Source organism: Pseudomonas sp. S06B 330 (assembly GCF_002845275.2).
In the GTDB taxonomy this organism is placed as follows: Bacteria; Pseudomonadota; Gammaproteobacteria; order Pseudomonadales; family Pseudomonadaceae; genus Aquipseudomonas.
The window spans coordinates 5459670-5474460 of record NZ_CP088149.1 but is presented as its reverse complement, the minus strand read 5'-3'; the positions used below and the strand labels follow the sequence as shown (position 1 = coordinate 5474460).

The following is a 14791-nucleotide window of genomic DNA, read 5'->3' as shown; positions in this document are numbered from 1 at the left end:
CCGCAAAGCTGGCATTCGTTCGGCGTGGATGGTAAGTGGTTGTACTAAAAAGAGATTTGCCTTGGTGAGAGGCGAACCTGGTGAGAAAGTGTCTATGAAAACAGGTCTGTACCATCCCGAAGAATTCAAGGATAACTGTGGTTTCGGCCTGATCGCCCATATGACGGGCGAACCCAGCCACCACCTTCTGCAAACAGCCATGCAAGCGCTGACGTGCATGACCCACCGCGGTGGCATCAACGCAGACGGCAAGACCGGTGACGGTTGCGGGCTGTTGATGCAAAAGCCTGATCAGTTCCTGCGCGCCGTTGCCCTGGAGCAATTCGGCTGCGAGCTGGACAAGCAGTACGCGGTCGGCATGGTGTTCTTCAATCAGGACAACGCCAAGGCGCAAGCGGCACGCGAAAACATGAACCGCGAGATCCTCGCGGCTGGCCTGCAACTGGTGGGCTGGCGCAAGGTGCCGATCGACACCAGCGTCCTCGGCCGTTTGGCCCTGGAGCGCCTGCCACAGATCGAGCAGGTGTTCGTTGGCGGTGCAGGCCTGAGCGATCAGGAATTCGCCATCAAGCTGTTCAGCGCCCGTCGTCGCTCGTCCGTGGCCAACGCCGCCGACACCGACCACTACATCTGCAGCTTTTCGCACAAAACCATCATCTACAAAGGCCTGATGATGCCGGCGGACCTCGTCGCCTTCTATCCAGACCTCGGTGATGAGCGCCTGCAGACCGCTATTTGCGTGTTCCACCAGCGTTTCTCCACCAACACCCTGCCGAAATGGCCGCTGGCGCAGCCCTTCCGCTTTCTCGCCCACAACGGCGAGATCAACACCATTACCGGTAACCGCAACTGGGCCCAGGCCCGCCGTACCAAGTTCGCCAACGACCTGATTCCGGACCTGGAAGAGCTCGGCCCGCTGGTTAACCGTGTTGGTTCCGACTCCTCGAGCATGGACAACATGCTCGAGCTGATGGTTACCGGTGGCATCGACCTGTTCCGCGGCGTGCGCATGATCATTCCGCCTGCGTGGCAGAACGTCGAGACCATGGACGCCGACCTGCGTGCCTTCTACGAATACAACTCCATGCACATGGAAGCGTGGGACGGCCCTGCCGGCGTAGTACTGACTGAGGGTCGTCACGCGGTCTGCCTGCTTGACCGTAACGGTCTGCGTCCGGCGCGCTGGGTCACCACCAAGAACGGCTATATCACCCTGGCGTCGGAAATCGGCGTGTGGGACTACAAGCCTGAAGACGTCATCGCCAAGGGCCGGGTCGGCCCAGGCCAGATCTTTGCCGTGGACACCGAAACCGGTCAGATCCTCGACACCGATGCCATCGACAACCGCCTCAAGTCGCGCCACCCGTACAAGCGCTGGTTGCGCCAGAACGCCCTGCGTATCCAGGCCGACTTGAGCGATGATCAAGGCGTGGCCAGCTACGACAGCGACCAGCTCAAGCAATACATGAAGATGTTCCAGGTCACCTTCGAAGAGCGTGACCAGGTGCTGCGCCCGCTGGGTGAGCAAGGCCAGGAAGCTGTGGGCTCGATGGGCGATGACACGCCGATGGCGATCCTGTCGCAGCGCGTACGCTCCACCTACGACTACTTCCGCCAGCAGTTCGCGCAGGTTACCAACCCGCCGATCGACCCGCTGCGCGAAGCGATCGTGATGTCGCTGGAGATCTGCCTGGGTGCCGAGCGCAACATTTTCCAGGAATCCCCTGAGCACGCCTCGCGAGTGATCCTCAGCTCGCCGGTGATCTCGCCAGCCAAGTGGCGTTCGCTGATGAACCTCGACCGCCCGGGCTTCGAACGCCAGGTGATCGATCTCAACTACGAGCAGAGCATTGGCCTTGAAGCGGCCGTGCGCAACATCGCCGACCAGGCTGAAGAAGCCGTGCGCAGTGGCAAGACTCAGTTGGTGCTCAGCGACCGTCACATTGCCCCAGGCAAGCTGCCGGCACACGCCTCCCTGGCCGTGGGTGCAGTGCATCACCGCCTGACCGAGTTGGGCCTGCGTTGCGACAGCAACATCCTGGTAGAGACGGCCACGGCCCGCGACCCGCACCACTATGCAGTGCTGATCGGCTTCGGTGCCTCGGCGGTCTACCCGTACCTGGCCTACGAAGTGCTGGCTGACCTGATCCGTACCGGTGAAGTACTGGGCGACCTCGACGAGGTGTTCAAGTACTACCGTAAAGGCATCTCCAAGGGCTTGCTGAAGATCCTCTCGAAGATGGGTATCTCGACCATTGGTTCCTACCGTGGTGCGCAGCTGTTCGAAGCCGTCGGCTTGTCCGAGGAAGTGGTTGGCCTGAGTTTCCGTGGTGTGGCCAGCCGCCTCAAGGGCGCGCGTTTTGTCGACATCGAGAACGAGCAGAAACTGCTCGCCGCCGAAGCCTGGAGCCCGCGCAAGCCGATCCAGCAGGGTGGCCTGCTCAAGTTCGTGCATGGCGGTGAATACCACGCCTACAACCCGGATGTGGTTAACACTCTGCAGGCTGCTGTGCAGCAGGGCGACTACGCCAAATTCAAGGAATACACCGCGCTGGTCGACACCCGTCCGGTCTCGATGATCCGCGACCTGCTCAAGGTCAAAGTCGCCGAGCAGCCGCTGACTCTGGAAGAAGTCGAGCCGCTGGAAGCGATCCTCAAGCGCTTCGACTCTGCCGGTATCTCCCTGGGTGCACTGTCTCCGGAAGCCCATGAAGCCTTGGCCGAGGCGATGAACCGCCTGGGTGCGCGCTCCAACTCTGGTGAGGGCGGCGAAGACCCAGCGCGCTACGGCACCATCCGTAGCTCCAAAATCAAACAAGTGGCCACCGGCCGTTTCGGGGTCACTCCGGAATACCTGGTCAACGCTGAAGTGCTGCAGATCAAGGTGGCCCAAGGTGCCAAGCCGGGTGAAGGTGGTCAGCTGCCTGGTGGCAAGGTCAACGGCCTGATCGCCAAGCTGCGTTATGCCGTGCCGGGTGTGACCCTGATCTCGCCACCGCCGCACCATGACATCTACTCGATCGAAGACCTGTCGCAGCTGATTTTCGACCTCAAGCAGGTCAACCCGCAGGCGCTGGTTTCGGTCAAGCTGGTGGCAGAAGCGGGCGTTGGTACCATCGCCGCTGGTGTGGCCAAGGCCTACGCTGACCTGATCACCATCTCTGGCTACGACGGTGGTACCGGCGCTTCGCCGCTGACCTCGATCAAGTACGCCGGTGCGCCGTGGGAACTGGGCTTGGCTGAAACCCACCAGACCCTGCGTGGCAACGACCTGCGCGGCAAGGTGCGGGTGCAGACCGACGGTGGCCTGAAAACCGGCCTGGACGTTATCAAGGCAGCCATCCTCGGTGCCGAGAGCTTCGGCTTCGGCACCGCACCGATGATTGCGTTGGGCTGCAAATACCTGCGCATCTGCCACCTGAACAACTGCGCCACCGGTGTTGCCACGCAGAACGACAAGCTGCGCAAGGACCACTACATCGGCACCGTCGACATGGTGGTGAACTTCTTCACTTACGTCGCTGAAGAGACCCGTGAATGGCTGGCCAAGCTCGGTGTACGTAGCCTCGGCGAGCTGATCGGGCGTACTGATCTGCTGGAAATGCTCCCTGGCGAAACCGAGAAGCAAAAGCACCTCGACCTCAGCCCGCTGCTGGGCAGCCCGCACGTGCCGGCAGACAAGCCACAGTTCTGTGAAGTTGACCGCAACCCGCCGTTCGACAAGGGTGTGCTGGCCGAGAAGATGGTCGACATGGCGCTGCCAGCCATTCGAGATATGTCCGGTGCCGAGTTTGATCTGGATATCTGCAACTGCGACCGTTCCATCGGCGCGCGGATTTCCGGCGAAATCGCTCGTCTGCACGGCAACCAAGGCATGGCCAAGGCGCCAATTACCTTCCGCTTCAAGGGTACCGCTGGCCAGAGCTTCGGCGTGTGGAACGCCGGTGGCCTGAACATGTACCTCGAAGGTGATGCCAACGACTACGTCGGCAAAGGCATGACCGGTGGCAAGCTGGTAATCGTGCCGCCTGCGGGCAGCCCGTTTGCTACCCAGCACAGCGCCATTGTCGGCAATACCTGCTTGTATGGCGCCACTGGCGGCAAGCTGTTCGCCGCGGGTACTGCGGGCGAGCGCTTTGCTGTACGTAACTCTGGTGCCCACGCGATTGTCGAGGGCACAGGCGATCACTGCTGTGAATACATGACCGGTGGTTTTGTCTGCGTACTGGGCAAGACAGGTTACAACTTCGGCTCTGGCATGACCGGCGGTTTCGCTTACGTGCTGGACATGGACAACAGCTTCGTTGACAAGCTCAACCATGAACTGGTGGAAATCCAGCGCATCAGCGGCGAAGCGATGGAGGCGTACCGTAGCCACCTGTCGCGCGTTCTGGGCGAGTACGTTGAAGAAACCGGTAGCGAATGGGGCCGTGAGCTCTGGGAAAACCTGGACGACTACGTGCGTCGCTTCTGGCTGGTCAAGCCGAAGGCGGCAAACCTGAAGAACCTGTTGTCCAGCACCCGTGCCAACCCGCAGTGATATGCGCCTGAAGAGTTTGATGAGGTTTTGAACATGGCTGAACGTCTGAGTAATGACTTCCAGTTCATCGAGGTCGGGCGCAAGGATCCGAAGAAGAAACTGTTGCGTCAACGCAAGAAAGAGTTCGTGGAAATCTACGAACCCTTCAAACCCCAGCAGTCGGCCGAGCAGGCCCACCGCTGCCTGGGTTGTGGTAACCCGTACTGCGAGTGGAAGTGCCCGGTGCACAACTTCATCCCCAACTGGTTGAAGCTGGTTTCCGAAGGCAACATCCTCGCTGCGGCGGAGCTATCGCACCAGACCAACACCCTGCCGGAAGTCTGCGGCCGGGTGTGCCCACAGGATCGCCTGTGCGAGGGTGCTTGCACCCTCAACGACGGTTTTGGTGCGGTGACTATCGGTTCGGTGGAGAAGTACATCACTGACACCGCCTTCGCCATGGGCTGGCGCCCGGACATGTCCAAGGTCAAACCAACCGGCAAACGGGTTGCCATTATCGGTGCTGGCCCGGCCGGTCTGGGGTGTGCCGATGTGCTGGTACGTGGCGGTGTGACCCCGGTGGTGTTCGACCGCAACCCGGAAATCGGCGGCCTGCTGACCTTCGGTATTCCAGAGTTCAAGCTGGAAAAGACCGTGCTGAGCAATCGTCGCGAAGTCTTCACTGGCATGGGGATCGAGTTCCGCCTCAACACCGAGGTGGGCAAGGACATCAGCATGGAACAACTGCTCGAAGAGTACGATGCAGTGTTCATGGGCATGGGTACCTACACCTACATGAAGGGCGGCTTCCCCGGTGAAGATCTGCCGGGCGTGCACGATGCCCTGGATTTTCTGGTGGCCAACGTCAACCGCAACCTGGGCTTTGAAAAGTCGCCGGAAGATTTCGTCGACATGAAGGGCAAGAAGGTCGTGGTGCTTGGCGGCGGCGACACGGCGATGGACTGCAACCGCACCTCCATCCGTCAGGGTGCCAAGGCAGTGACCTGTGCCTACCGTCGTGACGAAGCGAACATGCCGGGCTCGCGCAAAGAGGTGAAGAACGCCAAGGAAGAAGGCGTGAAGTTCCTCTACAACCGCCAGCCGATCGCGATTGTCGGTGAAGACAAGGTCGAAGGCGTTAAGGTGGTCGAGACCCGTCTGGGCGAGCCGGATGCCCGTGGCCGTCGTAGTCCTGAGCCGATTCCGGGTTCTGAAGAGATCATCCCGGCTGATGCCGTGGTCATCGCCTTCGGTTTCCGCCCAAGCCCGGCGCCATGGTTCGAGCAGTTCAGCATCCAGACCGACAGCCAGGGCCGCGTCGTTGCGCCGGAGAAGAACACCTTCAAGCACCAGACCAGTAACCCGAAGATCTTCGCCGGTGGCGACATGGTCCGCGGTTCTGACCTGGTGGTGACGGCGATCTTTGAAGGGCGTAATGCGGCTGAAGGCATACTGGATTATCTGGAGGTCTGACCGGCCTCATCGCCGGCAAGGCTGGCTCCCATAAGGTCTTAGGCGCATATAAGACCTATGGGAGCCGGCCTTGCCGGCGATGCTTTCAACAAAATCTATTGACCTACCGCAGGTCGATAGACAAAAGGCACGGTACTTACCGTGCCTTTTCCGTTGGTGTCTGAGAAAATGCCCGCACTTTTTTTCCGGATGCCGACATGACTGCCTTGAAGAACGATCGTTTTCTGCGCGCCCTGCTCAAGCAACCCGTAGACGTTACCCCAGTGTGGATGATGCGCCAGGCCGGCCGCTATCTGCCGGAGTACCGCGCCAGCCGCGCTAAGGCCGGGGACTTCATGAGCCTGTGCATGAACCCGCAGTTTGCCTGCGAGGTCACCCTGCAGCCGCTGGACCGCTACCCGCTGGACGCCGCGATCCTGTTCTCCGACATTCTGACCATTCCTGATGCCATGGGGCAGGGCCTGTACTTCGAGACCGGCGAAGGCCCGCGGTTCAAGAAGGTCATCAGCACCCTGGCCGATATCGAGGCGCTGCCGATTCCTGATCCGCAGAAAGACCTGGGCTATGTAATGGACGCGGTCAGCACCATCCGTCGCGAACTCAATGGCCGTGTACCGCTGATCGGCTTCTCCGGCAGCCCATGGACCCTGGCGACCTACATGGTTGAAGGCGGCTCGTCGAAAGACTTCCGCAAAACCAAGGCCATGCTCTACGACAACCCACAGGCCATGCACCTGCTGCTCGACAAACTGGCGCAGTCGGTCGTCAGCTACCTCAATGGTCAGATCCTGGCGGGCGCACAAGCGGTGCAGATCTTCGACACCTGGGGCGGCAACCTGTCGGCGGCGGCCTACCAGGAGTTCTCCCTGGCCTACATGCGCAAGATCGTCAGCGGTCTGATCCGCGAGCACGAAGGGCGCAAAGTGCCGGTGATTCTGTTCACCAAGAACGGCGGCCTGTGGCTGGAAAGCATTGCCGATGCTGGTGCTGACGCCCTAGGCCTGGACTGGACCTGTGACATTGGCGAAGCCCGCCAGCGAGTCGGCAACAAGGTTGCCCTGCAGGGCAACATGGACCCAACCGTACTGTATGCCAAGCCTGAAGCCATCCGTGCCGAAGTCGGGCGCATCCTGGCCAGCTACGGCCACGGTACAGGTCATGTGTTCAACCTTGGCCATGGCATCACCCCGGAAGTCGATCCGGAACATGCCGGTGCGTTCATCAACGCCGTGCATGAACTGTCGGCGCAGTACCACCAATAAGCGCTGCTGCAAACAAAACGCCCGGCTAATGCCGGGCGTTTTGTTATTTAAGTTTCAATTCAGCCTGTCTGGGTAATCTGTGTCCATCGAAACCCAAACAGGATCTGAACCATGAAAGCTCGTTACCTTGCTCTGTTGCTTGCCCCGCTGTTCAGCACCGCTGCCCTGGCTGCTGGCTACACCGGCCCTGGCGCCCAGCCAGTGACCACGGTTGCCGCCGCCAATGATGCCGCTGACGACACCCCAGTTGTGCTGCAGGGTTATGTGGTCAAGAAAGTGAACAACGATGACAAATACGAGTTCAAGGACAACACCGGCACCATCACCGTCGAAATCGATAACGAAGACATGCCGGCAGTGCCTTTCAACGAGAAAACCAAGGTCAAGCTGACCGGTGAAGTCGAGAAGCACCTGATGAGCCGTGAAGTGGATGTTGATCTGATTGAAGTGATCAACTGATCCAAGCGCCCCATCGCTGGCCTTGCCGGCGATGGGCCGCACAGCGGCCCCTGTTGTTCAGGCTTTAGCCGGCAACCTGCTCAGGTGCAACGCCACGAGCAACGCCAGCACCAGCAAACTGCCAATGAACAGCCCGATCCCGTTCCACCCTGCCTGATGCCAGAACACCCCACCGGCTGTCCCAGCCACACTCGACCCCGCGTAATAGCTGAACAGGTACAGCGACGATGCCTGACCCTTGGCCTTGGTCGCCCGCCGTCCAATCCAGCTGCTGGCTACCGAATGCGCGCCAAAGAAGCCGAAAGTGAATACCAGCATGCCGACGATCACCAGCAGCAGGGGACTGAATAGCGTCATCAGCAAACCACCGAACATCAGCGCGATGGTGCCCCAGAACACGTTGCGCCGCCCCAGCTTGTCAGCCAGGGCACCAATCTGTGCCGAGCTGTAGATACCCGACAAGTACACTACTGAGAGCAAACCGACCAAGGCCTGGCTCATATGGTAGGGCTCGGCCAGCAGGCGATAGCCGATATAGTTGAACAGGGTGACGAAGGCCCCCATCAGCAGGAAGGCTTCGAGGAACAGCCAAGGCAATCCTGCATCGCGAAAGTGCAGCGTGAAGCCTTCCAGCAGGCTGCGCGGGTGCAGGGAGCGCGGACGGAAGTTGCGTGATTCGGGGAGGATCTTCCAGAACACCACGGCGGCGATCAATGCCAGGCTGCCGATCACCAGCAGCGCCGTGTGCCAGCTGACGAAGTCGATCAATACCCCAGTGATCAATCGGCCGCTCATTCCGCCAATGGCGTTGCCACCGATATACAAACCCATGGCCAGGCCAATGTGTTGCGGGTGGATCTCTTCGCTCAGGTAGGTCATCGCTACCGCCGCCAGGCCACTCAGCGACAAGCCCAGCAGTGCGCGGGTCAGCAGCACGCCCTGCCAGCTTGGCATCAGGGCGCTGACGAGGGTGCACAGCGCCGCGCAGAACAAGGCAAAGACCATCACCGGCTTGCGCCCGATGCGGTCGGAGATCGGCCCGGTGATCAGCAGTCCGACAGCCAACATGCCGGTCGACACCGAGAGGATCAGGCTGCTTTGCGCCGCGCTGATGGCAAACTCTTGCGACAGCATTGGCATCATCGGCTGTACACAGTAGAGCAGGGCAAACGTGGCAAAACCGCCGCAGAACAGCGCCAGTACAGTGCGCAGGAAAGCTGGTGTGCCTTTCTCGATCCAGCGTTCAGCCACAGCGGTGCGGTCGTCGACAGGGAAAGCGGGGATTTCGTGGGCGTGGGGCGCAACAGCAGTTTTCACGGGTGACCTCGGGCGTCACAACCTGGCAGGCAGTGAAAAAAGCATATAGCTGGCTAATGATCATTTCCAATATATTGTTCGACCTGTTTAAGAGGTTTTACGACCTATAGGAGTGCTCAATGGAATTGCGTCACCTGCGCTACTTCATTGCCGTCGCCCAAGAGCTGCATTTTGGCCGGGCTGCGCAGAATCTGGGGATCTCCCAGCCGCCGCTGAGCCAGCAAATCCAGGCCCTTGAACAGGAACTGGGCGCACGTTTGTTCGAACGTACCAATCGTCGGGTCGAGCTCAGTGAAGCGGGGCGGCTGTTTCTCGAAGAAGCGCGCCTGGTCCTGGCTCAGGTCGACAAGGCCGCCGACGTTGCCCGGCGTGCGCAGCTGGGTGAGCTGGGCGAGATGAAAATCGGCTTCACTTCTTCGGCGCCGTTCAATTCCAGTATCCCCAAGGCCATCTACACCTTCCGCCAGCGCTTTGCGGCCGTTCACCTTAACCTCAGTGAAATGAGCAGCCAGGCGGTAGCCGATGCCTTGGTCGACGAAACCATAGAGGTCGGCCTGATTCGGCCGTTGACACTGCCCGATAGCCTAGTCGCCACCGAGTTGTTCCGTGAGCCTTTGGTCGCGGTGATCAATGCCACGCATCCACTGGCTCAAGGCAGTGAAGCCGGGTTGCACATGGCGTCATTAGCTAACGAGCCGTTCGTGTTCTTCCCCCGCAGTTATGGCAGTGGCCTGTACGCACAATTGCTGAGCCTGGCCCGGCAGGCCGGCTTCAGCCCGCACTTTGCCCAGGAGGCCAGCGAAGCGATGACCATCATCGGTCTGGTCTCGGCAGGCTTGGGGGTGTCGGTGTTACCGGCCTCGTTCCAGCGCATGCGCATTGACGGCGTGGTTTACCGCACGCTGCTGGATGAGGGCGCAGACACAGCGGTGTGGCTGGTGCAGCGGCGTGAGTCGTCATCGCCGATGGCCAATGCCTTTGCTGCGTTGCTGTGTGCCGAACAGGCAGGTCGTAACGAAGAGCCGGATGGTGCTGGCTAAACCGGCGCGGCGTCGACATACTCGGTCATTCCCTGACACACGGAGGTTTATTCATGCGGCGCGTGGTGTTCAATCAGAAAGGTGGTGTGGGCAAATCGAGCATCGCTTGCAACCTGGCGGCGGTGAGTGCCAATGAAGGCTATCGAACCTTGCTGATCGACCTGGATGCCCAGGCCAACTCGACCCAGTACCTCACCGGGCTGACCGGCGAGGATATCCCCATGGGCATTGCCGATTTCTTCAAGCAGACCCTGTCTTCCGGGCCGTTTGCCAAGAAGAACAAGGTCGACATCTACGAAACCCCGTTCGACAACCTACATGTGGTGACCGCCACCGCCGAGCTGGCTGACCTGCAGCCCAAGCTTGAGGCCAAACACAAGATCAACAAGCTGCGCAAATTGCTCGATGAGCTGGACGAAGACTACGACCGGATCTACCTGGATACTCCACCTGCGCTCAACTTTTACGCGGTTTCCGCGCTGATCGCCGCTGATCGTGTGTTGATCCCCTTCGACTGCGACAGCTTCTCTCGCCAGGCGCTGTATGGTCTGCTGGCTGAGATCGAAGAGCTCAAGGAGGACCACAACGAAGACCTGCAGGTTGAAGGGATCGTTGTTAACCAGTTTCAGCCCCGGGCCAGCCTGCCCCAGCAGATGCTCGATGAACTCTTGGCTGAGGGCTTGCCGGTGTTGCCGGTGTACCTCAACAGCTCGGTAAAAATGCGCGAATCGCATGAGGCCAACCGGCCGCTGATTCACCTGGAGCCGCGGCACAAGCTGACCCAGCAGTTTGTCGAGCTGCATGCGTTGCTCGAAGACAACGCGTAAAACCCTTGGCTTATCGCGGCTGCGAGGTTTTTTGGCTGGCCAATTTCGGTCCTAGGAAATAACCTACGCAGTCTGTCGATCCCCCAATGCTTGCCCCGGGAAGCCAGTCCTTCTAGGCTCCGTGGGTCGCTGTCGGTTCAGCGATCGGGTGTGGAAACCCGAGTGACGCATTGTGGAAGCTGTCGTCATGGCAGCTGTGCGCGGGAGACCCTCGGGTCTGCCGGGTTTTCCACATGCCCCGGTTTTCCACCCTGCGTACAGCTGCCACCATTCGTGTGGAAACGAATAGTTGCAGCTAAACCCCATGTGGAAGCTGCCATGAAAAAAATCGTTCCCGATCCACCTCCCTCGCTTTACGCCACTCTCGACAAACCCTTCGGTGATTGTGACGCTGGTCATCCGCAATTGTTTTCCGTGAACCCCGGCATCGCACCCCATGATGCCCTGGTGCATATCTCGCTGTACCTTCGTTGCGCTTATGACACGGCCTACAAGTCTTTCGACGGCGTCGATGAGTCGGCCAAGGGCTTTCTCTGGTCGACATTACATTCGGTGGAGATGGCCAAGGGGCTGGTTGAGGCCTTGCTCGATGCCCTTGAGAATCGAGAGTTGAGTCCGCTTTAGACCTTCCGTAGCCGCAGCCTGGCGGCAGCGGCTACAACGTTGGCCAGGTAAGACAATGTCCCTCTGGAATCAGTCGGAAAAACGCGTGATATTCAGGACGTCTGTGGTGAGCGTTGCTACGGGGTGCGACCACCAAGTATCAGGCGTTGTACGTTAGAAACAACTCCAGATCTCTGGGTAGCTCCAGCGAACAAAGCTGCTCTATAGCGCTAATTTGCTCGGAAGTAAGTCGGTAGTCGTATACGTAATCACCGTCTTTTTCCCAGCCCATTATCGCTTTAAGGTCCGCGACAGAAACGGGAATCTCCTTTTCAAAGGAGGCGAAGTCCTCACCTTTAGGAACTCCCATAATCACATGCTTCATGGTTCTACTTTCCTTGTCGGGTCTGCTGCTTTGTTTTGCGTGCCAGTTTCGTGATCGAACTCGCCGAGGTGCTTGCCGCGTTTATTGTATTTTTCAACGGCACCATGCTGAAAATCCCATTCGTAGATTGTGCCGTCTTTACTCTTCCAACGTGGACGTAAGCCTCCTCCACCTTGAACTGAAGTTTTTGATTTGGCCCCAAAATCCGCGACCATCTGATCGCTGTAGACCTCGGCCTTAATCACCGGCACCTTCTGCCATTCCCGTTTTGTCCCGGTATAGAACCCATACAGGCTTACAGAATCGTCTGGCAGGTGTTTAACGTTCACCCGTACTCGCTATTGGCTTCGGTGAGTTCGGCGTACTGCTCGGTCGTGTAGAACGCGCTGTCGGGTGAAGTTGTGTTTGGCAACACCATACCTACCATGATCTTCACATTGGGAGGAGCCAGCATCGACAAGACGCCACCCAGGCGTTTAACGAGTTCCATGGCGCTACCGGAACCGCCAATCCACCCCAACGCGGTCTCTGTCGTAGAGACCGCTGTGCCCATGCCCAATACAGCATACACACCGTACTGGTCGAGTAACTCCAGCGGGATAAAACCGTTCGGGTTGCTGTGGTTGATAAACGAAGCCTACTGTTTATCGACTACGCCAAATTGGCTTTTAACGAAGTAAATGATTTTCCAAAAAGTTGAAGCGATTGTTATTTATACCGTGGGGCTTGCGTGCTCGAACAGCTCACTCAGCCGTGTATCGGCGAGCTCTACCTTTGCCGCTAGGCGACGCAGCCCAACCAGTCTTGATGGGGCTGACGGCCGTTTCACGCCCGATCGCAGCCTCACGGCAGCGGCTACAGGGGGCAATCACGACAGTTGCTCCCCACTCGGATCAGCCCAGGCCGTGGCTGCGCAGCCACTGCAGTAACTGCTGAAGTGGAAACGCGCCGCTCTGGCGCGCTACTTCTCGGCCATTCTTGAACAGGATCAGGCTGGGAATCGAACGAATCGCCAATTGCCCCGCCAGTTGTTGGTTGGCCTCGCTGTCGAGCTTGGCCAAGCGGCAGCGCCCGCTCAGCTGGCTAGCAGCTTGTTCGAAGATTGGTGCAAACGACTTGCACGGCCCACACCAGTCCGCCCAGACGTCGATCAGCAATGGCAGGTCGCCCTTGATTTGGCTGGCATAGTCAGCTTGTTTAAGGTCGAACGGTTTGCTCAGGAGTACCGGGCTTTTGCAGCGGCCGCATTTGGGTGTGTCGCCGAGGCGCTCGGCGGGGATGCGGTTCAGGCCATTGCAGTGTGGGCAGGGGATCAGCAGTGGTTCGGTCATCAAAAACTCCGGATGTTGCAGTGTGGGAGCCGGTCTTGCCGGCGATGGGGTGCCTAGCACCCCAAAAGCCATGTCAGGACGAGCAACTGATCTCCAGGTGCTTGCCCCACTCCGGCGGCCGCTCGGCATAGGCCTCCATACCTGGCTGCTCTTCGAACGGCTTGCACAGCACCTGGTGCAGGCGCCGCACTTCTTCGTAATCGCCACCTTGAGCCGCTTCGATAGCGCGTTGCGCCAGATAGTTGCGCAGGATGTACAGCGGGTTGACCGCATGCATGCGGTCGCGGCGGCCTTCGGCATTGCCGGGCTCGCGGTTGACTCGCGCCAGATAGTCCAGCGCCCAGCGGTCAAATCCGGCCAGGTCGACGAAATCATCACGCACTACCTGTAACGCCTGTTCAGCAGGTTGATCGCCGAGCTTACGGAAGAACAAGGTGTAATCCACCGCGCCCGGTTGCATCAGCTGCAACAAGCGCTCGATCAACACCTTGTCGTCATCCTCGGCGTTGAGCAGGCCCAGGCGAGCGCGCATCAGGTGCAGGTAATGAGCCTCATACAACGGCAGGAACAGCGCCAGAGTGTCCTGCAGCGCTTGAACACTAATGAACGGCGTCAGTGCCTGAGCCAGGGCGCTGAGGTTCCAGTGGGCAATCGGCACCTGGTTGCTGTAGCTGTATCGTCCTTGGTCATCGGAGTGGTTGCAGATGAAGTTGGCGTCGAAGTCGTCAAGGAAGGCGAATGGGCCAAAGTCGAAGGTGATGCCCAGAATCGACATGTTGTCGGTGTTCATCACTCCATGGCAGAAGCCATAGGCCTGCCACAGGGCTATCAGTTCGGCGTTGCGTTCAACGATGCTGCGAAACATCGCCAGGTAAGGCTCGGGCTCAGTCTGGCATTCGGAAAAATGCTGATTGAGCACATGCTCGGCAAGGATGCGCTGCTGTTCGGGCTGGCGGGTGTAATAGAAATACTCAAAATGACCAAAGCGCACATGGCTCGGCGCCAGGCGCAGGAGCATGGCGGCACGCTCCTGGGTTTCACGCCAGACCGGCGTGCTGGAACCGATCACGCACAGTGCGCGGCTGCTGGGGATGCCCAGTGCGTACAGCGCCTCGCTGGCGAGAAACTCACGAATCGAGGAGCGCAGCACCGCGCGGCCGTCGCCCATGCGTGAGTAGGGGGTCTGGCCGGCACCCTTGAGGTGCAAGTCCCAGTGCTCGCCAGCGTCGTTGTATACCTCACCCAACAGCAGGCCACGCCCATCGCCCAGGCGCGGGTTATAGCCGCCGAACTGGTGCCCGGAATAGACCATCGCTCGCGGCTCGGCCTCGCTCCACAGTTTGTGCCCGCCAAACAGTTCGGCGAATACCGCTGAGTGCGCTTCGGTGGGTTCCAGATCAAGCAGGGCCATGGCCGCATCGCTGGCCACTACCAGGCGTGGCTCGGCGATGGGCTCGGGTAGCACCGAGGTTGAGAACGCATCGCCCAGGCGGGCAAAGCGGTTGTCGAAGGTCAGTTCGTCGAGGGCTTTCAACGGCCATCTCCAGGAGAATATCCGATCATTCTGCAAGGGTA

The 14791-nt window shown here is 59.5% G+C and carries 13 protein-coding genes; 7 read left to right on the top strand and 6 right to left on the bottom strand.

Translation table 11 applies throughout. The annotated features are described in order from the left end of the window. Positions 1 to 94: 94 nt before the first annotated feature. The 4 genes from gltB (at position 95) to CX511_RS24590 (ending at position 7713) form a co-directional block, all read left to right on the top strand. On the top strand, positions 95 to 4540 hold the full coding sequence (gene gltB / locus CX511_RS24605; protein WP_045181743.1) for a glutamate synthase large subunit: 4446 nt from the start codon (positions 95 to 97) through the stop codon (positions 4538 to 4540). Between the two features lie 33 nt (positions 4541 to 4573). Then, positions 4574 to 5992 carry a glutamate synthase small subunit GltD family protein gene (locus CX511_RS24600; protein ID WP_045181745.1) on the top strand — a complete coding sequence of 473 codons (1419 nt, stop codon included), beginning with the start codon at positions 4574 to 4576 and terminating at the stop codon, positions 5990 to 5992. Between the two features lie 197 nt (positions 5993 to 6189). Further along, a complete protein-coding gene (gene hemE / locus CX511_RS24595) occupies positions 6190 to 7254 on the top strand; it encodes a uroporphyrinogen decarboxylase (protein ID WP_045181747.1) in 1065 nt (354 codons plus the stop codon). 111 nt (positions 7255 to 7365) lie between these two features. Further along, positions 7366 to 7713 carry a YgiW/YdeI family stress tolerance OB fold protein gene (locus CX511_RS24590; RefSeq protein ID WP_045181750.1) on the top strand — a complete coding sequence of 116 codons (348 nt, stop codon included), beginning with the start codon at positions 7366 to 7368 and terminating at the stop codon, positions 7711 to 7713. 57 nt (positions 7714 to 7770) lie between these two features. Here the strand turns inward: CX511_RS24590 and CX511_RS24585 are convergent, their stop codons facing one another. Next, a complete protein-coding gene (locus tag CX511_RS24585) occupies positions 7771 to 9030 on the bottom strand; it encodes an MFS transporter (protein WP_101293752.1) in 1260 nt (419 codons plus the stop codon). 119 nt (positions 9031 to 9149) lie between these two features. Here CX511_RS24585 and CX511_RS24580 point away from each other — a divergent pair, with 119 nt between their 5' ends. From CX511_RS24580 to CX511_RS24570, 3 genes are all read left to right on the top strand, one after another. Next, positions 9150 to 10070 carry a LysR family transcriptional regulator gene (locus CX511_RS24580; protein ID WP_101293753.1) on the top strand — a complete coding sequence of 307 codons (921 nt, stop codon included), beginning with the start codon at positions 9150 to 9152 and terminating at the stop codon, positions 10068 to 10070. A 53-nt stretch (positions 10071 to 10123) separates the two neighbouring features. Next, positions 10124 to 10897, top strand: a complete 774-nt coding sequence (locus tag CX511_RS24575; protein WP_045181758.1) for a ParA family protein — start codon at positions 10124 to 10126, stop codon at positions 10895 to 10897. A 318-nt stretch (positions 10898 to 11215) separates the two neighbouring features. Further along, entirely contained in the window at positions 11216 to 11521 is a 306-nt protein-coding gene (locus tag CX511_RS24570) for a DUF3077 domain-containing protein (protein ID WP_101293754.1), read from the top strand. Between the two features lie 139 nt (positions 11522 to 11660). Here CX511_RS24570 and CX511_RS24565 read toward each other — a convergent pair whose 3' ends face one another. The 5 genes from CX511_RS24565 to selO form a co-directional block, all read right to left on the bottom strand. Then, on the bottom strand, positions 11661 to 11885 hold the full coding sequence (locus CX511_RS24565) for a DUF7683 domain-containing protein (RefSeq protein ID WP_101293755.1): 225 nt from the start codon (positions 11883 to 11885) through the stop codon (positions 11661 to 11663). Continuing rightward, on the bottom strand, positions 11882 to 12214 hold the full coding sequence (locus tag CX511_RS24560; RefSeq protein ID WP_231353354.1) for a colicin E3/pyocin S6 family cytotoxin: 333 nt from the start codon (positions 12212 to 12214) through the stop codon (positions 11882 to 11884). Before CX511_RS24560 ends, CX511_RS24565 begins: the two co-directional genes overlap by 4 nt. Further along, entirely contained in the window at positions 12211 to 12375 is a 165-nt protein-coding gene (locus CX511_RS24555; protein WP_158240012.1) for a hypothetical protein, read from the bottom strand. The genes CX511_RS24560 and CX511_RS24555 overlap by 4 nt, the downstream gene beginning before the upstream one ends. Before the next feature lie 403 nt (positions 12376 to 12778). Continuing rightward, on the bottom strand, positions 12779 to 13216 hold the full coding sequence (gene trxC, locus CX511_RS24550) for a thioredoxin TrxC (RefSeq protein ID WP_101293757.1): 438 nt from the start codon (positions 13214 to 13216) through the stop codon (positions 12779 to 12781). A gap of 73 nt (positions 13217 to 13289) precedes the next feature. Continuing rightward, complete coding sequence (gene selO, locus CX511_RS24545) at positions 13290 to 14750, bottom strand: protein adenylyltransferase SelO (protein ID WP_045181767.1); 1461 nt, start codon at positions 14748 to 14750, stop codon at positions 13290 to 13292. Between the last annotated feature and the right edge of the window lie 41 nt (positions 14751 to 14791).